The following is a 24,536-nucleotide window of genomic DNA, read 5'->3' on the forward strand; positions in this document are numbered from 1 at the left end:
ATGCCGATCGCCTCCTGGTTCCCCGAGGCGCAGCTGGGGATCTTCGTCCACTGGGGCATCTACAGCGTCGACGGCGTCGCCGAGTCCTGGTCGTTCTACGACGGCCGGGTCCCCTACGCCGACTACATGGCCCAGATCGAGCGCTTCACCGCCGCCGAGTTCGACGCCGACGCCTGGGCGGAGCTCTTCGCGCGGGCCGGGGCGACCTACGCCGTGCTCACCGCCAAGCACCACGACGGGGTCGCGCTCTACGACACCGACGCCAACGACCTCTCCGTGGTCCGCCGGGCGCCGGCCGGCCGCGACCTGGTCGCCGAGTTCGTCGAGGCCGTACGCCGCCGGGGGCTCAAGGTCGGCATCTACTTCTCCCACCTCGACTGGACGCACCCGGACTACGCGACCGTGCGCCCGGCCGTGCAGCACCCCTCGGTCCAGGACAATCCCTACGCGGTCCCGCGCCCGGGCGCGGAGGAGCCCGAGCGCTGGGAGCGCTACCTGGAGTTCCACCGCACCCAGATCCGGGAGCTGGTGACCCGATTCGCACCGGACCTGCTCTGGTTCGACGGCGAGTGGGAGCGCGACGAGCGGCAGTGGCGGATGCGCGAGCTGCGGGCCGAGCTGCGCGAGCTCGCGCCCGAGATGGTCGTCAACGGCCGGATGCTCGGCCACGGCGACTACGTGACGCCGGAGCAGGGCGTCCCGGTCGAGCCGCCGGAGGGTCCCTGGGAGCTGTGCCTGACGATCAATGACTCCTGGGGCTGGCAGCCGCAGGACGACAACCACAAGTCGCCGCGCCAGATCGTGCGCACCTTCGTCGAGACGATCGGCGGTGGCGGCAACCTGCTCCTCGACGTCGGCCCGCGCGAGGACGGCACGATCACGCCCGAGCAGACCGAGCGTCTCGAGGCGCTCGGCGACTGGATCGCCCGCCACTCCCCCGCGGTCCGCGGGATCCGCCGCGGTCTCCCGCACGGCCACTTCTACGGTCCGACCGCCGTCTCCGCGGACGGCCGGACCCTCTTCCTCTACGTCTTCGACCGGCCCAACGACTACGTCGTGGTCCGTGGCCTGCGCAACCGGGTCCTGAAGGCGTACGTCCTCGGGACCGGCGCCGAGCTCGACCATCAGCGCATCGGCGGGCTCCACGAGGTCCCCGGCTGGGAGTACGTCTTCACCACCGACGACGACCTCGACCCGCTGTGCACCGTGATCGCGCTCGAGCTCGACGGCGAGGTGTCGGTGCACCGGCCGCACGAGGCCTGACTACTCGGGCGCCGTCTCCTCGAGGGGCGGCCTCTTCACGCCGGTCGGATCGAGCCGCTCGAGCATGGTGCCGGCGATCTCGGAGAGCTGGTCGACCTGCTCGGGACTCAGCGAGTCGAAGACGTACTCCCGCACGGCGTCGACGTGGCCGGGGGCCGAGGCGACCATCTTCTCGTGGCCGGCCTCGGTGAGACGTACGTTGGTCGCCCGGCGATCGCCCGGGCAGGCGAGTCGCTCGATGAGGCCACGGTCGGCCAGGCGCTTGACGACATTCGAGAGTCGCGGCAGCGTCGCGTTGGTGTAGCCGGCCAGCTCGGTCATCCGCAGCGTCCGATCGGGCGCCTCCGACAGCATGGCCAGCACGCCGTAGTCGAAGTGGGTCAGGCCGGCGTCGCGGCGCAGCTGGGAGTCGAGAGCACCCGGGAGCAGCTCGAGAACGGCGATCAGGCGCACCCATGCCGCCCGCTCCGCCGGCGACAGCCAGTTGCCCTCCACGCCCACGGAGTCTGCCGCAGAAAGTTGCACGGAACAAACACCGGTCGCCTAGAGTTAGTTCAAGCAACAACTATTGGCCTGAGCCGCAGGAGACCGCCATGACCACCGCGCCCCAGAGCACGACCGCCGCCGCGGACGCCCGCCTCCCCCAGACGCATCCGTTCGCCCAGCACCTGCGCGCCGTCGAGGCTCGCGAGGCGGCCGACCCGCATCGCGTCTGGACCCCGGCGGACGGGCCGCTGCCGAGCCTCTACCTCTCCCACGGCGGCGGTCCGCTGCCGCTGCAGAGCCCCGAGTGGATCGACCCGCTGCACACCTGGGCGCGCTCGCTGCCGCGGCCGAAGGCCATCCTGGTGATCTCCGCGCACTGGGAGTCGGCGCCGCTCTCGATCAGCGCGACCCGCCCCGACGACCTGGTCTACGACTTCGGCGGCTTCGACCCGATCTACCACTCGCTGCGCTACGACACCCCGGACGCGAGCGAGCTCGCCCGCACCACCGCGGCGCTGATGCCCGACACCGAGACCGCTCACCAGCACACCCGCCGCGGCCTCGACCACGGCGCCTGGGTGCCGCTGAAGATCATGTACCCGGCCGCCGACATCCCGGTCGTGCAGCTCTCGCTGCCCACCGAGGACCCGGACAAGCTGCTCGCCCTCGGCGAGCGTCTGCGCCCGCTGCGCGAGGAGGGCGTGCTCGTGGTCGGCTCGGGCCACATGACCCACGGGCTCCCGTTCATCACCCGCGAGATGATGACCGAGAACAAGCCCGCCGGCTGGTCCGCCGACTTCGACACCTGGGCCGCCGAGGCCCTGGACCGCGGCGACGTCGCCGAGCTGGCCCGGTTCCGCACCGCCGCCCCCGGGATGCCGTACGCCCACCCGACCGTCGAGCACTTCACCCCGCTCTTCGTCACCCTGGGTGCGGCCACGGACCCGACGGCTCCCGTCACCACGACCCTGGACGGCTACGGGCTCGGGCTCTCCCGGCGCTCGTTCCAAGCGGCCTGAGCCGCGTCGCGCAGCTGCACCGACAGCACCGGCGCCAGCGGCATCCGGGCGAGCAGCAGCGCCTGGTAGGCGTGGTAGACGTCGGGCTTGCCGTGCCAGATCACGTGCGAGGGACGGTTGTGCTCGTCCAGCTCGTGGTGCCAGCTGCCGAGCTCGCGGTCGATCAGGTGGGTCTCGATGTAGTCCTCGAACCGCTGACGCCACTCGTCGTGGACCGCCTCGCTCGTGCGGGTGTGCAGCGCGCCGGCCGTGGCCAGCGCCTCCGCGGCCACCCAGTGCAGCCGCAGCCGGGTGACCGGGGTGCCGTCCCACGAGGTGGTGTAGACGAAGCCGGTCTCGCCGTCGGCGGACCAGCCGACCTCGATCGCGCGCTCGAAGAGCGCCCGGGCGTCCTCGGCCAGCCATGCCGGCGCGTCCGCCACGGTCGCGTCGAGGTGCAGCAGCAGCCGCGACCACTCCAGCAGATGGCCGGGCGTGCAGCCGTAGGGACGGAACGGGTCACCGGGACGGTCCGCGTTGTAGTCGAGCAGCGGCGACCAGTCCATGTCGAAGTGCTCGGGCAGGTCATAGCCGTGCGCGCGGGCGACACCGTGGATCAGGTGCTCGGCGATCGCCAGCGCCCGCCGGTGCCAGGCGGCGTCGCCGGTGACGTCACCGGCGGCCAGCAGCGCCTCCACCGTGTGCATGCTGGAGTTGGCCCCGCGATACGCCTCCCCCGAGCGAAGATCACGCTCGAGGCTGTCGACCACCCGGCCGGAGCCGTCGAGGAAGTGCTGCTGCAGCACGCCCAGTGCCTCGTCGAGCAGCGCGTCCGCCCCGGGCACACCGGCCGCGACGCCGCTGCTCGCTGCCAGGACGACGAAGGCGTGGGCGTAGGCCTCCTTGAGGGTGCCGACCGGCTCTCCCTCCCCGGACACCGAGGCGTACCAGCCGCCGAACTCGTCGTCGCGCAGGGCTCCGTTCAACGCGCGGACGCCGTGCTCGGCGAGCTCGACCGCCGTGCCGCCCGGGAGATCCCCTCGCAGGTGGGCGAGCGCGAAGACGTGGGTCATCCGGGCGGTGATCCAGGTGTGCACCGGCTCGGCCGGGTCCGGGCGGCCGGACTCGTCCAGCCACCAGAACCCGGCGGGCGAGGCCGCCGACGCCCGGGCGAACCCGGCCAGCCGGCGGCACTCGGCATCCGGGTCGATCATCGGTCGATCATCCCTTGACCGACCCCGCCATCAGCCCGCCGACGAAGTAGCGGCCCAGCAGGATGTAGATGATCAGCGTCGGGACGGATGCGATCAGCGCGCCCGCCATGCTGGCGGAGTAGTCCTGCAGCTGACCGCTCGCCAGGAAGTTGAGCGCGATCGTGACCGGCCCGTTGCGCGAGGTCGAGAAGAACAGCGCGAACAGGTAGTCGTTCCAGGCCGAGGTGAACTGCCACATCAGCACCACCACGAACGCCGGTGCCGAGATCGGCAGGATGATCGAGGCGTACGTCCGGAGCATGCCGGCACCGTCGACCCGGGCGGCCTCGACGAGCTCGACCGGGACCCCGGCGTAGTAGTTGCGGAAGATCAGCGTGGTGATCGGCAGGCCGTAGACCACGTGCAGCACGATCAGGCTCGGCACGCCGTTCGGGACGCCGAGGTTGCTCATCAGCTGGACCAGCGGCACCATCACGGCCTGGTAGGGGATGAACATCCCGAACAGGATCAGCGTGAAGACCACGTCGGCGCCCGGGAACCGCCACTTGGAGAGCACGAACCCGTTCATCGAGCCGAGCACCGAGGAGATGATCGAGGCCGGGATGACCATGGCGAAAGTGCGCCCCAGCGCCGGCCCGAGCTGCTCCCAGGCGCGCGCCCAGCCGGCCGTCTCCCAGGACTCGGGAAGCTTCCAGGCGTTGGCGGGCGTCGCGTCGCCGAGCCCCTTGAAGCTGGTCACGAACAGGACGTACGCCGGGAGCAGGATGACCAGCGCGAAGAGGATCAGCAGGACGTACTTGACGGTGCGCCAGACACCGCGCGAGCGCTCGCCCGGGATCCTGGTCGCGACGGCTGCCGGGATGGCATCGGTGGTCATCGGCGACGCTCCTGACGGTAGGTGGAGACGAGGTAGGGGACGATCAGGATGGCCACGATGACGAGCAGGATCGTCCCGATGGCGGCCGACTTGGCGTAGTCGCCACGGGTGAACTCGATCCACATCTGGGTGGCGGGCACCTGGGTCGTGTAGTTCGTCTGGCCCGCGATCGCCATGATCAGGTCGAAGACCTTCAGCGACATGTGGCCGATGATGATGATCGCGGAGAGCGCGACCGGGCTCAGCTGCGGGAAGATGACGTGGCGGTAGAGCTGCCACTCCGAGGCGCCGTCCATCCGGGCCGCCTCGCGCAGCTCCTCGGGGATCCCGCGGAAGCCGGCCAGGAAGAGGGCCATCACGTAGCCGCTCAGCTGCCAGATGGCGGGGACGGCGATCGCCAGGATGCCCCACCGCTCGTCGGTCCACCACGGGTTCTGCAGAAAGTCGAGGTGGAGGGACCCGAAGAGCCGGTTCAGGCCGGAGGCGCGGTCACCCTCGGCGTTGTTGAGCAGCCAGCGCCACACCACACCGGAGGCGACGAACGAGACCGCCATCGGGAACAGGTAGATGGCCCGGAACAGCGACTCGCCGCGGGCCTTGCGCTCCAGCAGCCATGCCCACAGGAACCCCAGGCACAGGGTGCCGACGAGGAACGTCGCGGTGTAGAGCAGCAGGTTGCGCAGGGAGTAGATGAAGTCGTCGTCGGTGAACAGGTCGCGGTAGTTGTCCAGACCCGCGAACCCCTGGGACGGACCGATGTGGTGGCGGTCCTGCAGGGAGGTGTGGATGTTGGACCCGATGAGGCCGTAGACGAAGACGCCGATGACGATGACGGTCGGCAGGATCAGGAGTACCGGGGCGACCCACCCGTGGCCGCCGATGCGGCCCCTTGCCCGTCTGGGTCGCCTGACGGCGCTGGGCACTGTGGAGGACATGTGTCCGTCCTTTCACAAAGGGCGGCCGAGGGGCTGCGACCCATGGGGGCAGCCGCAGTCCCTCGGCCCAGATGATGAATCGCTTACTCGGGCTTGTTGTCCTCGGCGGCCTCGACGAGGCCCTCCTGGAGCTCGGCGACATCGTTGTTGCTGCCGAACTTCGCGACGGCGGCGGTGACGTCGGTCAGCCAGTTGACCGAGGTCGCGGCACCGTGGGCGAGCGAGGAGACGATCTCGTCCTCACCCCACGACTTGATCGCGGTCTGCTGGTACTCACCGAAGTCGGCGGTGTCGGCCGTGGTGCTGGCCGGGATCGAGCCCTTCGCCTTGTTGAAGGCGACCTGGCCCTCGTCGCTCGCGATGGTCTCGAGCCAGGCCTCGGTGCCGGCGGGGTTGGGGCCGTCGACGGGCATCGTGAACGAGTCGGCGAGGAAGTCGAAGACGCCGTCGGTGCCGGGGACCGGGACCGCGGTGTAGTCGGTGTTGAGCGTCTTCTTCTGCTCCTGGAAGGCTGCCTCGGCCCAGTCGCCCATCACGTTGTACGCGGCCTGGCCGTCGATCACCAGCTGGGTCGCGTCCGGCCAGTCGAGACCCTGGCGGTCGGTGTTGGTCAGCGAGAGGAGCGTGCTGTAGTCCTCGAGCGCGGCCTCGACCTCGCTGCCGCCCCAGTCGGTCGTGCCGTCCCAGAGTCCGTTGTACGCCTCGGCGCCCAGATCGGCGAGGAGCACGGTCTCGAGCAGGTGGACCTGGGTCCAGTCGGTCGCGATCGAGAGCGGGATGATGCCCTTGGCCTTGATCTTCTTCAGGTCGGCGATCCAGGCGTCGAGCGAGTCGTAGGTCTTGTTGGCCTCGATGCCGGCCTTCTCGAGGACTGCCGGGTTGGCCCACATCACGTTGGCGCGGTGGATGTTCGAGGGGACGGAGTAGATGCCGCCGTCCTGGGTCAGCCGCTCGAGGAGGCCCTCGGGGAACTGCTCGCTCCAGCCCTTCTCCTCGTAGAGGTCGCTGAGGTCCTCGATCTGGCCGGCGTTGATGTAGTCGGTCAGCTCGGCACCCGCGTGCGCCTGGAAGGTGGCCGGGGGCTCACCGTTCTGCAGGCGGGACTGAAGCACGTTCTTCGCGTCGCTGCCGGCGCCACCGGCGACGGCCCCGTTGACGAACTTCAGGTCGGGGTTCTGCTCGTCGAACACCTTGACCAGGGCGTCGAGCCCGGCCTTCTCACTACCCTCGGCCCACCAGGTGAAGACCTCCACCTCGTCGGTGCTGCCGCTCTCGCTGTCGCTCCCGCAAGCGGAGACCGCCAGCAGGCTCAGGGCGGCCAGGCCGGCGGCCAGGGCCTTACGCGTTGCGTTCATCTTTGTCCTCCGGTTGCGCGACCGCCACGTCGGTGTGATCTGGGTTACTCGCGGTCGCGTGCCGGGACAACGTACGCCTCTCCATTCTGTCGAGTCAACGCATAACGCAGGACGTTTTCAACCTGAGATCTGTCGCAAATCGACATAATCACCTACAGTCACGGCATGACCTCTCCGGAGTCGCGGCTGCGCGCCACCAATCGATCCCAGGTTCTGGACCTCCTGGGACGGTCGGCGCCGGTCAGCCGCGCCGAGCTCGCCCAGCGCACCGGGCTCTCCCGCAGCACCGTGTCGAGCATCGTCCAAGAGCTGCTCGCCTCCGAGCAGATCGTCGAGACCACCGGCCCCGGCCTGGCCCGTGGCGGCGGCCGCCCGCCCTCGCTGCTCACCATCAGCGGCGCCCCCGGCACCCTCGTCGGCGTCGACATCGGCCATCGCCACGTCCGCGTCGCGGTCGCCGACCTCGCCACGAAACCGCTGGTCGAGCGGGAGATCCGGCTCGACGTCGACAACTCCGCCGTCGAGACCATCGATCGTGCCGCGGCCCTCGTGCGCGACTGCCTGGCCGAGGCCGGCGTCGACCCGAGGAACGACCGGGTCCTCGGCGTCGGGATGGGCATCCCCGGCCCCGTCGACCCGCACAGCGGCATCGTCGTCTCCCCCATCCTGGGCAACTGGATGGACCTGGCCCCGGGCGAGGAGCTCGCCCGCCGCATCGGCCTGCCCGTCCAGATCGAGAACGACGCCAACCTCGGCGCCCTCGCCGAGATCGAGTACGGCGCCGCGCGCGACGTCGACGACGTCATCTACGTCAAGGCCTCCAGCGGCATCGGCGCCGGGCTGGTGCTCGCCGGCAAGCTCTACCGGGGCATCACCGGGATCGCCGGCGAGATCGGCCACGTACGTTTCGAGGACAACGGCCCGATCTGTCGGTGCGGCAACCGTGGCTGCCTGGAGAAGGCGTTCGGCGGCGCCCGGCTGGTCGAGCTGCTGCAGCCGGCCTACGACGAGACACTCAGCGTCGAGCGGCTGCTCGAGCTCGCCCAGGAGGGCGACATCCGGGTCAACCGGATCCTCGACGACGCCGGCCGTGCCGTCGGCCGGGTGCTCGCCGACCTCTGCAACCACCTCAACCCGGCCCTGATCGTGGTGGGCGACACGATGCGCCACTCGGAGTCGTTCGTCCTCGGGATCAAGGACTCCATCGACCGCTTCACCCAGCCCGACACCGCCGCCGCGCTCGACGTCGTCCCGAGCGAGCTCGGCGACAAGGCGGGCGTCATGGGGGCCCTGGTGATCGCCGGCTCAGTCACTCCGGCGTCGGATTCGGGAACAATATGAGCGAGCGCTCAGTTCAGCGCCACATGACCTCACTGTTCTCGCCGCTGAGCCTGGGTTCGACGACCCTCCCCAACCGCGTCCTGATGGCGCCGCTGACCCGGATGCGCGCCAGCCGACCGGGCGACGTACCCAACCCGTTGATGGCCGACTACTACCGCCAGCGTTCCTCGGCGGGGCTGATCGTCTCCGAGGGCACGCAGATCTCGCCGCAGGGCAAGGGCTACATGGACACCCCGGGCATCTACTCGGTCGAGCAGGTCGAGGGCTGGCGGCACGTCACCGACACCGTCCACGAGGCGGGCGGCCGGATCGCGGCGCAGCTGTGGCACACCGGCCGGGTCTCCCACGAGTCGTTCCACGACGGCGACCTCCCGGTCAGCGCCTCCGCGCTCCCCTACCGCAACCGCACGACCGTACGCGGCGAGGACGGCACCCCGACCCGGGTCAACTGCCCCACGCCACGTGGCCTGGAGACCTCCGAGATCGCGGATCTGCTCGACGACTACCGTCGCGCCACGCGCAACGCCCGTGAGGCCGGCTTCGACCTCGTCGAGATCCACGCCGCCCACGGCTACCTGCTCCACCAGTTCGCCAGCGCGAGCAGCAACGAGCGCACCGACTCCTACGGCGGCTCCCTGGAGAATCGCGCCCGGCTCACGCTCGAGGTGCTCGACGCGGTCATCGCCGAATGGGACGCCGAGCACGTCGCCATCCGGATCTCCCCGATCGGCTCCTTCAACGGTCTCGAGGACCCCGAGGGTGCCGAGATGGGCCTCTACCTCGCGGCCGAGATCAGCAAGCGCGGCATCGCGTTCCTGCACCTGTCCGAGCCCGACTGGGCCGGCGGCCCGGAGCTGACCGACGACTACCGCAAGCAGCTGCGCGCCGCCCACCCCGGCCCGATCGTGGCCGCCGGCGCCTACACCCCGGAGAAGGCCGCCCGCCTGCTCGAGGCCGACCTGATCGACGCGGCCGCCTTCGGACGCACCTTCATCGCGAACCCGGACCTGCCCCGGCGCCTGGAGCAGAGCCTGCCGCTCAACGAGCCCGACCTGTCGACCTTCTACGGCGGCGGCGAGGCCGGCTACACCGACTATCCCGAGTGGACCGCCTGAGTTCACCCGTCCCTCACCTGAACCCGCACGGCGGAGGACATTCCTCTGGAATCGTTCTCCGCCATGCGGGTTCTCGCGACATGTGCCCTGTCCCTCGCGCTGTTCGGCAGCGCACTCACCGCGCTCTCGGCGGCTCAGGCCGCCGCCCCGCCCACCGGTGACCCGGTGGCGCTCGTCGACCCGCTGATCGGATCGGCGAACGGCGGCAACACCTACCCCGGAGCGGTACGTCCCTTCGGGATGATCTCCTTCAGCCCGACCTCGACCGCAGGCGACCAGACCAACACCGCCGCGTCGAACGGCTACTCCTACGACACCACCCGGCTGCGCGGCTTCTCGCTGACCCACGTCAACGGCGCCGGCTGTCACCCGGGCGCCGCCGGTGACGTGCCGATCTTCCCGCACACCGGTGAGATGACCGGGTCGCCGACCGCGGACGTGACGGATGCGACGTACGCCTCGAGCTTCAGCCACGCCGACGAGCTGGCCGAGCCGGGGCACTACCGGCTGGGACTGGCCAACGGGGCCGAGGTCGACACCGCGGTGACGACCCGGGCGGCGGTCAGCGACCTGACCTTCCCGGCCGACAAGCCGGCAAACCTCCTCTTCCGCACCTCCAACTCGCTCAACGGCAGCGAGACCGCGGTGACGCGGATCGACGAGGCGAGGCGGACGGTGAGCGGCTCGGTGCTCACCGGCGCGTTCTGCGGCCGACGCGGCAACGGCGGCGGGAGCAACAAGCGCTCCTACTACCGCCTCTACTTCACCGCGCAGTTCGACCGCGCCTTCTCCGGCCACGGCACCTGGGTCAACGGCGAGCTCCAGCCGGGCAGCACCGAGGCGCGCGGAGGCGAGGGCTACGAGACCGGCGCGGCCCGGCAGGGACAGGGCTCGGGCGGCTATGTCTCCTTCGACCCCAGCCGAGACCGGAGCGTGCGGATGCGGATCGGGATCTCCTACACCAGCCAGGCGGCGGCCGAGGCCAACCTCGACGCCGAGATCGGCCGGCGCGACACCGTCTCGACGGTCGCCTCGGACGCTCGTGCGGAGTGGCGCAGGGCGCTCTCCTCGATCGAGGTCGCCGGCGGCACCACGGCGGAGCGGACCGCGTTCTACACCGGGCTCTACCACTCCTACCTGCAGCCCAACGTGATCTCCGACGTGGCCGGCACCTACTGGGGCAGCGACCAGGAGGTGCACCGGATCGAGCGCGGCCAGCAGGCGCAGTACGGCAACTTCTCCGGCTGGGACCAGTACCGCGCCCACACGCAGCTGCTGGCCCTCCTGGAGCCGCGCGTGGCCGGCGACCTCGCCCGCTCGCTGCACGCCTACTCCCGCCAGCACGGCGGCGTCTGGGACCGCTGGGTCCACCTGAGCGGCTGGACCCACGTGATGACCGGCGACCCCTCTGCCCCGACCCTGGCCGGGTTCTACGCCCTGGGCGTCCGCAACTTCGACGTCGCCGGCGCCTACGAGTCGCTCGTCCGCCAGGCGACGGTGCCGCACCCCGACGGCCTGTCCAGCTATGGCTGTCCCGGGCAGTGCATCGGCCAGCGGCCGAACCTGGCCGACTACCTCGCCAAGGGGTACGCGCCTCAGGACACCTGCCGCTGCTGGGGTGGCGCCGCGGAGACCCTCGAGGACGCCGTCGCCGACTACTCGCTCGCCGACTGGGGCCGCCGCCTCGGCGCCTCCTCGGCCGAGACCGACGCGCTGATGGAACGGGCCGGCTGGTGGCAGCACACCTTCAACCCCGCGGCCACCGATCCCGCCACCGGGACTGCCGGCTACCAGCAGGCCCGCAACGCCGACGGGAGCTGGGTCGCCGGCTTCACCCCGTCGACACAGACCGGCTTCGCGCAAGGGAGCAGCGCGACGTACACGTGGATGGTGCCGCACGACGTCGCCCGCCTGGCCGAGGCCGTCGGCGGACGCGAGCGGGCGATCCAGCGGCTGGACGCGTTCTTCCACAAGGCCGACGGCTCCTGGCAGTACACCGGCGGCGACGCGCTGCGCTACGACCCGACCAACGAGCCCGGCATCCACGTGCCGTGGATGTACAACGCCCTCGGCGCGCCCTGGAAGACCCAGGAGACGGTCCGCGCGATGGCATCGCTGGCCTATGGGACCGGACCGCGCGGCCTGCCCGGCAACGACGACCTCGGCACCATGTCGGCGTGGTACGTCTTCTCGACGATGGGCATCTACCCGCAGGACCCCGCCCGCGCCGAGATGCTGATCTCCAGCCCGGTCTTCGAGCGGGTCACCATCCACCGCGGCAACGGTGTCGACATCGTCATCGAGTCACCGCAGGCCAGCGCCGAGAACGTCTACGTCCAGTCGGTCACCCTCGACGGCGCCCCCCGCACCCGGTCGTGGCTTCCCGAGTCGGTGATGAACCGCGGCGGCACCGTACGCATCGACGTCGGCGCCCAGCCCAACCGGGCCTGGGGCACCGCCGAGGCCGACCTGCCGGTCTACCGCACCACCGGCGGATAGACCGGTCAGCGACGTCGTTCTCCCGTCGTCCCCCGTCGTTCTCAGCCGGACACGTCCAGCTCGTACTCGTGAGCTCGGCGGTGCTCACGGAAGCCGAGCCTCTCGTTGACGGCGAGCATGTGGGTGTTGTCGTCGGCGTTGTCGGTCTCGATCGCGCCGATGCCGGGGTGATCCTCGCGCAGCCGCCGGACCATGGCGGCCTTCAACCACAGGCCCAGCCCGTGTCCGCGGTGCTCGGGCACCACCACGGTGTCGTACTGCAGCGCCAGCTGTTCCTCGCCCGCCCGGATGACGACCTCGGTGAACCCGGCCATGACGTCGCCGTCGAGGGCGGCGACCGTGAGCAGGGTGTCGCCGCGATCAGCCAGCACCCGGGCCATGGCGCGGACCCGGTCGGCGTCCCAGCGCTGCTCGCCGTAGCTCATCTCGCCGGTGGGCATGTCGTTCATCGCGTTCTTGGCGGTGGCGAACGTGCCCGCCAGGTCGTCGGGCACGGTCCCTTCCCAGGACACGAGCCGGTAGCCGGCCGGGTTGTCGTCCGCCGCACTGTCGTCCACCTCGGACAGGTCCAGCAGCAGGTGCCGCAGGGTCAGGACGCGGCGGAAGCTCCTCGCGGCGCAGAAGGCGGTGCCCGGCTCGATGTCGGCGACGCTGGTGATCAGGCTGCGGCGGCCCTCCACCCGGGCAGCGAAGACCACCTGCGCCAGCAACTGCGAGCCGACCCCTCGGCGGCGCCACTCAGGGTGCACGTGCAGCTCCAGCTCGGCCAGATGCTCCTGCCCGGGGCGGGTGAACAGCCGCAGGGCCGCGACACCCACGACCGTGCCGTCCGCCTCGGTCGCCAACCAGAACAGCCGGCGACTGTCCAACCCGGCCGTGGTGAGCTGGGCATGCACCTGCTTCGGCGTCGGTGGCGGTTGGCCGGGCAGATCATGCGCCAGCGACGCGGCCAGGACCGCGTGCCAGGACAGTGCCTGCTCGGCAGACATCCAGGACGGCGCGTGGATGTGGACGGGGTGAGGCGCGGTGGTTCCTTCGATGCTCGACATGACATCACGCTAGATCGGCACGGTGCCGGACGAATCAGGAAGGACGACCTGATTGCCGACTCGATTCGGCCACGGCTATCAGTCGTCTGGGTCTAACCTGACGCCCGTGCTGCACGGGAGAGAGTCCGAGATCGAGGCCGTCACCCGATTGCTGGACTCCGCCCGCGACGGTGTGAGTGGCGCGCTCGTGATCCGCGGCGAGCCGGGCATCGGCAAGACCGCGCTGCTGGACGAGATCGCCTCCCGCAGCGACATGCCGGTGCTGCGCGGGCTCGGCATCGAGTCGGAGGCCGAGCTCCCCTTCAGCAGCCTCCACCTGCTGTTCCACCCCGTCCTGGCCGAGCACCTGCCCGCCTTGCCCGAACCCCAGCGGCAGGCGCTCGAGGGCGCGTTCGGGCTGGCCGCGGGCCCACCGGCCGACCGGATGCTGGTGGGCCTGGCCGTCCTGACCCTGCTGTCCTGCATCGCCGAACGGACTCCGGTGCTCTGCATCATCGACGACGCACAGTGGCTGGACCGGCCCTCTGCCGAGGCGCTGTTGTTCGCCGCTCGCCGGCTCGGGGCCGAGGACGTGGTCATGCTGTTCGGTGTCCGCACCGGTGACGTGCCCTTCCCCGCGCCCGGCCTGCCCGACCTGCACCTGACCGGGCTCTCGGTCGAGGCGGCGGCTGCTCTGGTCGACGAGCATGACGGCGATCTGGCGCCCGAGGTGCGGGGGCGCGTCCTGGCCGAGGCGGGCGGCAATCCGCTCGCACTGATGGAGCTCCCGGCCGCTCTGCGCACCGCCGACACGACCGGCGTGCTGCCGCTCACCAGCCGTCTGCAGCTGGCCTTCCACGCTCAGGCGCTCCGACTGTCCGGCCCGACGAGGGCGTTGCTGCTGGTCGCCGCGGCGGACGACACCGGCGACCTCGCGGTCGTTCTCCGCGCCGCGACGGACCTCGGTGCGGATGTCGAGCACCTGGCCCCGGCCGAACAGGCCGGGCTGATCCGCGTGACCGGGCAGCATCTCACCTTCCGCCACCCGCTGGTGCGCGCCGCCGTCTACCAGGGCGCACCGCTCGACCAGCGGCTACGGGCACACCGGGCGCTCGCGACGGCCGTGGCGGAACCCGATCGGCGCGCCTGGCACTTGGCCTCCGCAGCCACGAGTCCCGACGCCCACGTCGCCGCGGAGCTGGCCCGAACCGCGGCGCTCGCCCTGACCCGCAAGGGCTACGCCGCCGCGGCGGCCGCCTACGAGCGCGCCTCGCAGCTGGCCGAGGACGCCGACCAGCGCACGCTGCTGCTGGCCGGCGCGGCCGAGGCGGCGATGGAGGCCGGTCAGCTCACGCGAGCCCAGACCCTGGCCGAACGGGCCCTCCCCCGCGTACAGCTTCCGAGCACCCATCTGACGCTGGTCCGGGTGCTGGCCACCGCGGCGGTGAGCCGCGGCGACCTGCACGAGGCACATGCACTCCTGCTGGCCGAAGCCGCCCGCCGCGCCGAGGACGATCCGCGCGAGGCGGTCGCCGTCATGGTGGAGGTCCTGCAGACGACCTGGTTCGCCAACGACAGCAGGCTCGCCACGGCCGACTCCGCCCAGCTCGACCGGCTCCGACTGCCCGAGGACGATCCCGCCTGGCCGGTGCTGACACTGCAGCGATGGCTGACCGCACTGACGCTCGACAGGGCCACCGAGCGCCCGCCGGATCTCCCCAAGGTGATCGCCCGCGCCGCGGAGTCCCGCGCCGACGAGGTCAGGGACCTGCTCATCACCAGCGGCGTCGCGCTCATGGGTGGCTTGGACCAGCAGGCGCTGGAGCTGGCCACGCTGGTCTCCGCCGAGGCCCGCGCACAGGGGCGGGTGGGGGTGCTGCCCTCCGCCCTCTACTACGCGACGGCCGCCCAGACCTTCCTCGGTCGGTACCGCGACGCGATGGCCACGGCCGCCGAGGCACTCGACATCGCCGAGACCACCGGGCAGGACCACTGGGCCAGCGTCGCCGCCGGCACCCAGGCCTACCTGCTGGCCATCCGGGGCGACGAGGACAACTGCCGTCGGCTTGCCAGCCAGGCACTCGAGCATGCCGGAGGGGCGCACCGGGCGACGTGGGCGCTGGGCATGCTGGAGCTGGGGTACGGCAGAGCGCAGGAGGCGCTCGACCAGCTGATGACCCTCTATCACGACAACGCACAGCATCTGCTGCCCGTCGAACGCAGCCTGCCCGACCTCGTGGAGGCCGCGGTACGGCTGGGTGACCACGACCTGGCCGCTGAGGCACTGGCCCGCTTCGAGCCCTTGGCCCGGCGGGCGCCCGAACCGGCGATCGAGGCAGTCGTGCACCGCTGCCGTGCCCTCCTGACCCCCGGCGACGACGCCTTCCACCGCGCGCTGACGATTCACGAGCGCGACAGCCGCGGATTCGAGCACGCCCGTACCCGGCTGCTGTACGGGGAATGGCTCCGCCGCACCCGCCGGAAGGCCGAGGCGCGCGAACAGCTCGCCGCGGCGCTGGAGACCTTCGACGACATCGGCGCCCGCCCGTGGGCCGACCGCGCCCACAGCGAGCTGGTCGCGGGCGGTGCCGCCACGACGACCCGGCGAGATCCGGGCGTGCTGGCCCTGCTCACGCCGCAGGAGCTGCAGGTCGTGACGCTCGCCGCACAGGGATTGTCCAACCGAGACATCGCAGCCCAGATGTTCCTCAGCCCGCGCACGGTCGGCCACCACCTCTACCGCGCCTACCCCAAGCTGGGCGTCTCCTCCCGCGGAGAGCTCGCTGCAGTCGTGCAGAAGTCGAGTTAAGTCGTCGTGACCGATTCGGTGGCCCCGGGCCGGCTTCTACCTTCGTGGTCATGTCCACATCGCGATCGAGGGCAATCCTCGCCACCATCACGCTCGCGACCACGCTCGTGGTCGGCGGCGCTCCCGTCGCCTCCGCGACGCCGACGATCGAGGTCTCCGGCGGGACCACCCAGCCCGTCTTCTCCTATCAGGACGCCATCCGCGAGCACGTCCGGGTGCAGTCGCCCGTCGACAGCGACGGCGACGGGGAGAAGGACCTCGTCCGGGTGGACATCATCCGGCCGAAGGAGACGAGCTCCGGGCTGAAGGTCCCGGTGATCATGCACGAGAGCCCGTACTACGACGAACCGGGTGTCGGCTTCCATCTGGACCACAAGACCTACGACGCGGACGGGAACCCGACGAAGTTCCCGCTGTTCTATGACAACTACTTCGTGCCCCGCGGGTACGCGTACGTGTCGGTCGACATGATCGGCACCAGGCTCTCCGACGGCTGCCCGACCTCCGGCGGTCCGTCCGACGTGCTCGGTGGCAAGGCCGTCATCGACTGGCTGAACGGCCGGGCGACCGCGTACGACGACGACGGCAAGCCGGTGGAGGCCACCTGGACCACCGGTCGTACCGGGATGATCGGCCACTCCTACGAGGGATCGCTCGCCATCGGCGTCGCCGGGACCGGCGTGCCGGGGCTGGAGACGATCGTGCCGCTCGCCGGCCCGAGCAGCTGGTACGAGATGTGGCGAGCGAACGGCACCCTCACCGACGTCACGGGCGGGCAGGAGTTCATGGCCACGTGGGTCGACGTCGACCCGGACGAGAAGTGCGCCGCGGCGCACCAGCGCATGAGGGCCGGCTCGGATGACGCGACCGGCAACTACAACGCCTACTGGCACGAGCTCGACTACCGGACCGGGCCGGTGTCGAACGTACGCAACGTACGCGCCAGCGTCTTCGGCGTGTACGGCATGCAGGACCGAAACGTGCCGGCCGACGAGTTCTCCACGTGGTGGACCAAGCTGCCTCGCACCGTGCAGCGCAAGGTGTGGGTCACTCAGTACGGACACCTCGACCCGTTCTGGGCCCGCCGGGACGCGTGGGTCGAGACCCTGCACCAGTGGTTCGACCACGAGCTGATGGGCGTCCCCAACGACATCCTGCGCCGGCCTCGCGCCGACGTGCAGCTCGGCCCGGACCGCTGGATCACCCAGGCCGACTGGCCGGCGCCGACGCGGACCGTGACCCTGCGACCGCGACGGGACGGTTCCCTGGGCCGGACGCCGTCGACCGGCACCGGCAGCTACGTCGACACCCTGCAGACCGAGGCCGCCGTGGCCGCCGATCCCTCCGGCACCGACCCCCACCGGCTCGCCTACCTCACCTCACCGCTGCAGCGCGCGACGCGGCTGTCCGGAACGCCGTCGGTGAGCCTGCGGGTCACCCTGGACGAGCCGACCGCCAACCTGGGTGTCCTGCTCGTCGACTACGGCCAGGACACGCGGATCAACGGCGCCGACCCCCAGTGGCAGGGCCTCCAGTGGGCCGACGGCGAGGACTGTGTCGGCGCGAGCACGGCCGAGGACAGCAGCTGCTACCGGCGGATGGCCGACCGCACGATCGACTCCGACTTCCAGGTCGTCACCCGGGGGTTCATGGACGCACAGAACCGGGCGTCTCTGAGCGACCCGACACCGCTGACGCCGGGCAAGGCCTACCAGATCACCTGGAAGATGCTGCCCCAGGACTACGAGTTCAAGGCAGGGCACCGGCTGGGCCTGATCCTGACCGGAACCAACGACGACGTCACCGACGCCGAACCCGGCACCGGCGCCACGGTCACCATCGACCTCGCCGGCACCTCGATCTCACTGCCACTGGTCACGAGATGACCCGGCGAACACCCCCACAGAGAGAGGCCAGGAAGATGAAGAACAACAGGCTCCGCACGACACCGGGACTCCGGCGTGTGGCGGTCACGACGCTGGCGGCCACGCTGCTGGCCACAGCAGCCGCACCCGCAACCGGCAGCGCTGCCACCAGGCCGGATCGTCCGGAGTTGCGGGAGGCCATGCAGGCCTTCGTCAACTCCGGCTTCACCGGGATCCAGGTGCGCGTCCACGACGAACGGGGCGGGTGGGCCGGCAGCGCCGGGACACGCAAACGGGGAGCGTCCGCGAAGCCGCCCACGAACGGGCGGTTCCGGGTCGGCAGCGTCACCAAGACCCTCACCGCGACCGTGGTGCTGCAACTGGTGGCCGAAGGCAGGATCGGGCTGGACACCCCGGCCGCCGACTACCTGACCCAGTTCCCGCTGGACCGGCGGATCACGGTGCGGATGTTGCTGCAGCACACCAGCGGGGTGTTCAACCACACCGGCGACACCGACGCCAGCGAGGCGTACGTGCCCGGGATCACCTGGTCAGGCAAGGAATGGGTAGACAACCGGTTCCGCACCTATTTGCCGGAGGACCTGGTCCGGTTCGCGTTGTCCAAGCCGTTGAAGTTCACACCGGGGACGAGCTGGAGCTACTCCAACACCAACTACATCCTGGCCAGGCTGCTGATCGAGAAGGTCACCGGCCACTCCGCCGCCGAGGAGACGAGACGCCGGATCCTGCGACCGCTCGGGATGTCGGGCACCACGGTGCCGGGCACCACGCCGGAGATCTCCGGGCCGCACGCCCACGCCTACTACCGGTACGAGGACGCCGGCCAGGAGAAGACCGTCGACGTCACCCGCCAGAACCCGTCCTGGGTCTCGGCCGGCGGCGACATGATCTCGACCACCCGGGATCTCCAGCGGTTCATCTCCGCGCTGATGAACGGCAAGCTCGTTCCCGGCCCCTTGCTGGACCAGATGCGCACCCCGTACCCGGGAGTCGGCTACGGCCTGGGTCTGTTCATGCAGGACAGCAGCACGCCGCCGGTCCCCTTCCCCCCGCCCAGCTGCGGCGTCGCTGTCGTCCACCACAACGGCAGCGTGCAAGGCTACGGGACGCTCATGTACAGCACGCCCGACGGCAGCAAGACCCTGACCGCCTCGCTGAACTATGTGGATGACGCCGCAGGATCCGTGTCCGGGCCGTTCCTCGCGGCACTGCCGAAGCTCGTCAACGCAGCGTTCTGCGACGAGCAGACTTCGAACTGACGGGAGTGAATTGATGGATACCGACGTGATCATCGTGGGCGCTGGCCCGACCGGCCTGATGCTGGCTGCCGAGCTGCGTCTGGCCGGGGTTCGGCCGCTGGTGCTGGAGCGGCAGCCGCGACCCCGGGATACCCCCAAGGCGGGCGGTCTCGGTGGACAGATCCTGGAGCTGCTGCGCTACCGCGGCCTCCTGGAGCGGTTCGAAGCGGCCTGCACCGACCCGCTTCCGCCTCCTCGGTTCCCGTTCGGCGGCGTCCATGTCGATCTCACCCAGCTGCCGGAGTCCCCGATGCACGCCCTGCCGCTGCCCCAGCAGAAGCTCGAGCGGGTCCTCGGCGAACGGGCCGACGAGCTGGGCGTCGACATCCGGCGCGGACATCAGGTGTTGGCGGTGAGCCAGGACGCCGACGCGGTGACCGCGGAGGTCAGCGGACCCGACGGCACCTACCGGGTGAGCGGCCGCTATCTGGTGGGCTGCGACGGCGCCCGCAGCCGGGTTCGCGACATGGCCGGCATCCCGTTCCCCGGCACCGTCTATCCCGAGGTCAACCGGCTGGCCCAGATCACCGTGCCCGACTCGGTGACCCGGCTCGAGGGCGGCGACCTCGAGCTGCCCGGATTCGGAACCATCCGCGGGGGTTTCACCAGAACGGACCGCGGTCTGTTCGGGATGGCGGCGTCACCCACGTCGGAGGTGCTGTCGGTCTACACGATCGAGGACGAGGCCACCGAGTACGACGATGACGTTCCGCTGTCGGTGACCGAGATGCAGAACAGCATCCGCCGCGTGCTCGGCGCGGACCTTCCGGTGGCACAGGCGCATCGGCTCTCGCGCTTCACGTTCAAGGCCAGGCAGGCCGAACGCTACCGCGTCGGTCGGATCCTGCTCGCCGGTGATGCGGCCCATCTGTTCCCTGCCACCGGCGTCGCCATCAATGCCGGCATGCTCGACGCGGTCAACCTCGCCTGGAAGCTGGCCGCCGAGGTTCAGGGCAGGGCGTCCGCCGACCTGCTGGACACCTATCACGAGGAACGCCATCTCGCCGGTGCCCGCACCATGCTGCACACGCAGGCACAGGTGGCGCTGCGGCGCGGGCACGACCCCGCCGCGGAAGCGCTGCGGGCCGTATTCCAGGAGCTTCTCACCGATGAACAGCCGGTGCGACGCATGGGAGCCCTCATCGCCGGCGCCGACATCCGCTACCCGCTGCCCAACCCCAACGACCACCCTCTGACCGGCACGTTCGTGCCCGACCTCATGCTGCACACCGACGACGGCGCCACCAGCGTCGCCGAGCTGCTGCACACCGCACGCCCGGTGCTGCTCGACCTCGCCGAGCGCGCGGACCTTCGGGAGACCGCCCGTCCCTGGGAGCCTCACCTCGACATCCGCACCGCCAAGACGGACGATCGCCCGGCCGACGCTCTTCTGATCCGCCCGGACGGCCACGTCGCCTGGGCCGCCACGATCGACGAACCCGCCGGCACCTCTGAGGCGGGTCTGGCTGAGGCCCTGTCGTCGTGGGTCGGCAGCCCTGACGACCGACGTCTGCGGGTTCGTCATGGATGACATGATCTGGCCGCCGTGGGGGCCACTGATGGGGATCGCGGCGATCAACGCGATGACGAGGACGCCGATACCGGCTCCTGCCGGAGAGGCGGAGAACCAGGACGTGTCCCGTCCGACCCCCGTCGCCTTCTGCGAAGACCCGGGCGTGAGTACGTCGGCGCCGGCCGTTCTCCGCTACGCACCACTACCCACCCTGACTGACGAAGGACTCTGACCATGACGCCCCCCAAGACGACGACCGGGACGACGACCGGGACGATGATCCGCCTTGCGCGTCCCGACGAACTGCCTGCTCTGACCATTCATCCGAACGACGATGAACGCAACGACGCAACCTCGGCCTACTTGACCAGTCTGCTGGACAGGGGCTGCACCCGACCGGAATGGTGTCTGGTCGCCGAGGCCGATGGTCGCCTGATCGGAAACGTCGTCCTGTGGACGATCCCCGGACGGACGGTGCCGATGGACATCGTGCTGCTGGAACCCAGGGATCTCGACACCGGAGTGGCACTGCTGGCTGAGGCCGCCGAGGTGGCACGCTCCCTCGGGGCCGAGTCGCAGGGGCACGTCCTGGACTCGCCCGCGCAGGCTCCGCAGTACCAGCGGGACCCGGCACTGCGCGAGAAGGTGCTGACCACCGCCGGGTTCATGCTCACGCGCGACGGCTGCCGGTTCGAATGGACCGCCGGGGATCCGGTGCCCGTGCAGGACGAACGCCTGCGCTGGCGGTCGATGGCCGAGCTGGGCACGGATCCCTTCATCGAGCTGCTCGCCGACACCTTCACCGACACCAAGGACTCGATCTTCCTGGCCGAGATCGCCGAGCACGGACTCCGCGGCGCCGCCGAGCGCATGGTCGCCGAGATGATGGAGCTTCAGCACGAGCTGGGCTGGTTCGAGATCGGGTACGACGCGCAAGACGTCCCCGTCGCGATCAGCATGCCGGCGCTTGCTCCGAACTCGGCCGTCATCGGCTTGGTCGCGGTTGCGCCCGTCGGCCGTGGCCACGGCTACGCGACCAGCGTCGTTGCCCGCGGCACCCAACTGCTGGCCGCCACCGGCGTCACCGAGCTCCGCGGCGACTGCGACACCGACAACATCGCCATGGTCAAGGCATTCGAACGCGCCGGCTTCACGAACTTCGCCAACCGAAAGATGTTCGACCGCCCGCTGTAACGCGCACCGACCTCGTACAGATCCCGCGCCGGCTGAGCAGCCCGCTCAGCCGGCGCGGAGCTCTCCTGTCATCTCGATGACCTGCCCGCCGGGCGGTCAGTCGCGAAAGCAGGCGTCGCGCGCTGGCCGGTGAGCACGCTCGACCGACGTGTGATCTCCGCGCACCGCGGGGACTGCGTCGAACAACCGTCTCCATCTGCGAAGATGCGGGGCGTGAGCACATCGACCCCGTCACGTACCAACGCTCTTGACCGGTTCTTCCAGATCAGCGCGCGTGGCTCGACCGTCGGGCGCGAGGTCCGGGGTGGCGTGGTCACCTTCTTCACGATGGCCTACATCGTCGCCCTCAACCCGCTGATCCTCGGGTTCGCGGACGACATGAACGGCGACCTCCTCGGTGGCACGAGCGGCGACAACCTGGCCGCGATCGCGGCCGGGACCGCGCTGGTGGCGGGCGTGATGACGATCCTGATGGGCCTCGTCGCCAACTATCCGCTGGCGCTGGCGACCGGGCTCGGACTCAACGCGTTCGTGGCGTTCTCGATCGCCGGGCAGATGACCTGGGCCGACGCGATGGGACTGGTGGTGCTCGAGGGTCTGGTGATCCTCGTGCTGGTGCTCACCGGGTTCCGGGAGGCGGTCTTCCATGCCGTGCCGCGTGAGCTCAAGACCGCGATCTCGGTCGGTATCGGTCTGTTCATCGCGGTGATCGGCTTCGTCGACGCCGGTTTCGTACGCCGCATCCCCGACGCCGCGAACACCACCGTGCCGGTGCAACTGGGCCCGACCGGGCAGCTCGCGGGCTGGCCGGTGCTGGTCTTCGTGATCGGCCTCGTCCTGGTCATCACCCTGTGGGTGCGCAAGGTGCGCGGCTCGATCCTGATCTCGATCGCGGTGACCACGGTGCTGGCGATCATCGTCGAGGCGATCGCAGACCTCGGCGCCGGCGGCGCCGAGAACCCGACCGGCTGGGCGCTCAACGTACCGGCCCTCCCGGACAGGATCGTCGACTGGCCCTCGTTCGCGACGCTGGGCGAGTTCAACCTGCTCGGCTCGTTCCAGAACGTCGGCATCGTGACCGCGGTGCTGCTGATCTTCACGCTCATGCTCGCCGACTTCTTCGACACCATGGGCACGATGACCGCGATCGGCGCCGAGGCCGGGCTGCTGCGCGAGGACGGCACCCCGCCGCGTACGCGCTCGATCCTGGTCGTCGACTCGCTGGCCGCCGCGGCCGGTGGTGCCGGTGGTGTCTCCTCCAACACCTCCTACGTCGAGTCCGCCTCGGGCGTCGGCGAGGGTGCGCGGACCGGGCTGGCCGCGGTCGTGACCGGCGTGCTGTTCCTGCTCACCACGTTCCTGGCTCCGCTGGTGACCGTGATCCCCTCGGAGGCGGCGGTGCCCGCCCTGGTGCTGGTCGGCTTCCTGATGATGCAGCAGGTCAAGGACATCAACTGGGCCGACCCGGACATCGCCATCCCGGCGTTCCTGACGATCGCGCTGATGCCGTTCACCTACTCGATCTCGGTCGGGATCGGCGCCGGCTTCCTCGCCTACGTGCTCATCAAGGTCGTCCGCGGCAGGGCGAGGACCGTCCACCCGCTGATGTGGCTGGTCGCGGTCATGTTCGCCGTCTACTTCGCGATCCACCCGATCTCGAGCTGGCTGGGCTGATCGATCGGGCTGATCAGCCCAGCATGTCCTTGACGAGCGGCACGACCTGGGTGCCGTAGAGCTCGATCGAGCTCATCAGGTCCTCGTGGCGCACCTGGCCCTGGTCGTACTTCAGGTCGAACCGGTCGACGCCGAGCACCTTGATGGTGCCGGCCAGCTTCCGGGCGACCGTGTCGGGCGAGCCGACGTAGAGGGACCCGCCCTCGATCTCGCGCTCGAAGTCGCCGGGCCTCGGCGCAGGCCAGCCGCGCTCGCGGCCGATCTGGGTACGCATCGCCAGCCAGCCCTCGTAGACCGTCTCGCGGGCAAGCTCGTCGGTCTCGGCGACGAACCCGGGCGAGTGGACGGCGACGCGCTTCCGCGGCACGCCGAACTCGTCCTGGGCGCGCTCGAAGAGGTCGATGTAGGGCGCGAACCGGTCGGCCGGACCGCCGATGATCGCCAGGAAGAGGCCGAAGCCGTGGCGGGCGGTGCGTACGACCGACTCCGGGCTGCCGCCGACGCCGACCCAGGCGGTGAGCCCGTTCTCGGTGCGCGGGAAGACCTCCTGGTCGGTGAGCGCCGCGCGGGTGCGGCCCTCCCAGGTGACCTTCTCCTCCTTCAGGAGCGCGGCGAGCAGCTCGAGGCGCTCCTCGAAGAGCTCCTCGTAGTCGGCAAGGTCGAAGCCGAACAGCGGGAACGACTCGGTGAACGAGCCCCGTCCGGCGACGATCTCCGCGCGGCCGTTCGAGACCGCGTCGAGGGTCGCGAACCGCTCGAAGACCCGCACCGGGTCGTCCGAGCTCAGCACGGTCACCGCGGAGCCGAGACGCAGTCGCTCGGTGCGCGAGGCGACCGCGGCGAGCACCATCTCCGGGCTGGAGGCGGCGAAGTCACGGCGGTGGTGCTCCCCCACCCCGAAGAAGTCGAGCCCGACCTGGTCGGCGAGCACGCCCTCTTCGACGATGTTGCGGATCACCTGCGCGTGATGCTGCGGCTTGCCCTCGGCGTCGCGGGTGACCCCGCCGAAGGTGTCCAGGCCGAACTCGATGTCAGTCACGCCCGTTGAAAC

General features: G+C 70.5%; 18 protein-coding genes. 11 read left to right on the forward strand and 7 right to left on the reverse strand.

All coding sequences use genetic code 11. The annotated features are described in order from the left end of the window. Complete coding sequence (locus ACWZJV_RS04160) at positions 1 to 1,263, forward strand: alpha-L-fucosidase (RefSeq protein WP_457180323.1); 1,263 nt, start codon at positions 1 to 3, stop codon at positions 1,261 to 1,263. Here ACWZJV_RS04160 and ACWZJV_RS04165 read toward each other — a convergent pair whose 3' ends face one another. Next, positions 1,264 to 1,758, reverse strand: a complete 495-nt coding sequence (locus ACWZJV_RS04165; RefSeq protein WP_040755167.1) for a MarR family transcriptional regulator — start codon at positions 1,756 to 1,758, stop codon at positions 1,264 to 1,266. Between the two features lie 98 nt (positions 1,759 to 1,856). On the opposite strand from ACWZJV_RS04165, the gene ACWZJV_RS04170 reads away from it, so the two are divergent. Continuing rightward, complete coding sequence (locus ACWZJV_RS04170; protein WP_457180324.1) at positions 1,857 to 2,768, forward strand: dioxygenase family protein; 912 nt, start codon at positions 1,857 to 1,859, stop codon at positions 2,766 to 2,768. Here the strand turns inward: ACWZJV_RS04170 and ACWZJV_RS04175 are convergent. The 4 genes from ACWZJV_RS04175 to ACWZJV_RS04190 form a co-directional block, all read right to left on the reverse strand. Continuing rightward, the gene (locus tag ACWZJV_RS04175) at positions 2,726 to 3,961 is read right to left on the reverse strand and encodes an AGE family epimerase/isomerase (protein ID WP_457180325.1); all 1,236 of its coding nucleotides are present in this window, start codon (positions 3,959 to 3,961) and stop codon (positions 2,726 to 2,728) included. The two genes, ACWZJV_RS04170 and ACWZJV_RS04175, sit on opposite strands and share 43 nt — an antisense overlap. A gap of 7 nt (positions 3,962 to 3,968) precedes the next feature. Then, a complete protein-coding gene (locus ACWZJV_RS04180) occupies positions 3,969 to 4,838 on the reverse strand; it encodes a carbohydrate ABC transporter permease (protein ID WP_008357680.1) in 870 nt (289 codons plus the stop codon). Next, entirely contained in the window at positions 4,835 to 5,773 is a 939-nt protein-coding gene (locus tag ACWZJV_RS04185) for a carbohydrate ABC transporter permease (RefSeq protein ID WP_008357682.1), read from the reverse strand. The genes ACWZJV_RS04180 and ACWZJV_RS04185 overlap by 4 nt, the downstream gene beginning before the upstream one ends. A gap of 83 nt (positions 5,774 to 5,856) precedes the next feature. Further along, on the reverse strand, positions 5,857 to 7,128 hold the full coding sequence (locus ACWZJV_RS04190) for an ABC transporter substrate-binding protein (RefSeq protein ID WP_457180326.1): 1,272 nt from the start codon (positions 7,126 to 7,128) through the stop codon (positions 5,857 to 5,859). 165 nt (positions 7,129 to 7,293) lie between these two features. On the opposite strand from ACWZJV_RS04190, the gene ACWZJV_RS04195 reads away from it, so the two are divergent. From ACWZJV_RS04195 to ACWZJV_RS04205, 3 genes are all read left to right on the forward strand, one after another. Next, positions 7,294 to 8,469 carry an ROK family transcriptional regulator gene (locus tag ACWZJV_RS04195; RefSeq protein ID WP_457180327.1) on the forward strand — a complete coding sequence of 392 codons (1,176 nt, stop codon included), beginning with the start codon at positions 7,294 to 7,296 and terminating at the stop codon, positions 8,467 to 8,469. A gap of 23 nt (positions 8,470 to 8,492) precedes the next feature. Further along, complete coding sequence (gene nemA / locus ACWZJV_RS04200; RefSeq protein ID WP_457180328.1) at positions 8,493 to 9,584, forward strand: N-ethylmaleimide reductase; 1,092 nt, start codon at positions 8,493 to 8,495, stop codon at positions 9,582 to 9,584. 63 nt (positions 9,585 to 9,647) lie between these two features. Next, on the forward strand, positions 9,648 to 12,083 hold the full coding sequence (locus ACWZJV_RS04205; RefSeq protein WP_457180329.1) for a GH92 family glycosyl hydrolase: 2,436 nt from the start codon (positions 9,648 to 9,650) through the stop codon (positions 12,081 to 12,083). Positions 12,084 to 12,124: 41 nt separating this feature from the next. Here ACWZJV_RS04205 and ACWZJV_RS04210 read toward each other — a convergent pair whose 3' ends face one another. Then, positions 12,125 to 13,132, reverse strand: a complete 1,008-nt coding sequence (locus tag ACWZJV_RS04210; protein ID WP_457180330.1) for an N-acetyltransferase family protein — start codon at positions 13,130 to 13,132, stop codon at positions 12,125 to 12,127. 106 nt (positions 13,133 to 13,238) lie between these two features. On the opposite strand from ACWZJV_RS04210, the gene ACWZJV_RS04215 reads away from it, so the two are divergent. The 6 genes from ACWZJV_RS04215 to ACWZJV_RS04240 all read left to right on the forward strand — a co-directional run bounded on the left by ACWZJV_RS04215 (position 13,239) and on the right by ACWZJV_RS04240 (position 23,485). Beyond that, the gene (locus ACWZJV_RS04215; RefSeq protein ID WP_457180331.1) at positions 13,239 to 15,920 is read left to right on the forward strand and encodes a helix-turn-helix transcriptional regulator; all 2,682 of its coding nucleotides are present in this window, start codon (positions 13,239 to 13,241) and stop codon (positions 15,918 to 15,920) included. A gap of 50 nt (positions 15,921 to 15,970) precedes the next feature. Then, the gene (locus tag ACWZJV_RS04220; protein ID WP_457180332.1) at positions 15,971 to 17,806 is read left to right on the forward strand and encodes a CocE/NonD family hydrolase; all 1,836 of its coding nucleotides are present in this window, start codon (positions 15,971 to 15,973) and stop codon (positions 17,804 to 17,806) included. A 35-nt stretch (positions 17,807 to 17,841) separates the two neighbouring features. Continuing rightward, complete coding sequence (locus ACWZJV_RS04225; protein WP_457180333.1) at positions 17,842 to 19,065, forward strand: serine hydrolase domain-containing protein; 1,224 nt, start codon at positions 17,842 to 17,844, stop codon at positions 19,063 to 19,065. A gap of 13 nt (positions 19,066 to 19,078) precedes the next feature. Further along, positions 19,079 to 20,635 carry an FAD-dependent monooxygenase gene (locus ACWZJV_RS04230; RefSeq protein WP_457180334.1) on the forward strand — a complete coding sequence of 519 codons (1,557 nt, stop codon included), beginning with the start codon at positions 19,079 to 19,081 and terminating at the stop codon, positions 20,633 to 20,635. Between the two features lie 258 nt (positions 20,636 to 20,893). Further along, positions 20,894 to 21,811 (forward strand): GNAT family N-acetyltransferase, encoded by a 918-nt coding sequence (locus ACWZJV_RS04235; RefSeq protein WP_457180335.1) that lies wholly within the window; start codon positions 20,894 to 20,896, stop codon positions 21,809 to 21,811. A gap of 204 nt (positions 21,812 to 22,015) precedes the next feature. Beyond that, complete coding sequence (locus ACWZJV_RS04240) at positions 22,016 to 23,485, forward strand: NCS2 family permease (RefSeq protein WP_457180336.1); 1,470 nt, start codon at positions 22,016 to 22,018, stop codon at positions 23,483 to 23,485. A 13-nt stretch (positions 23,486 to 23,498) separates the two neighbouring features. On the opposite strand, the gene ACWZJV_RS04245 is transcribed toward ACWZJV_RS04240, so the two are convergent. After that, positions 23,499 to 24,524 (reverse strand): Atu2307/SP_0267 family LLM class monooxygenase, encoded by a 1,026-nt coding sequence (locus ACWZJV_RS04245; RefSeq protein ID WP_457180337.1) that lies wholly within the window; start codon positions 24,522 to 24,524, stop codon positions 23,499 to 23,501. Positions 24,525 to 24,536 lie beyond the last annotated feature (12 nt).

It is taken from the genome of Nocardioides sp. WG-D5, assembly GCF_054031175.1.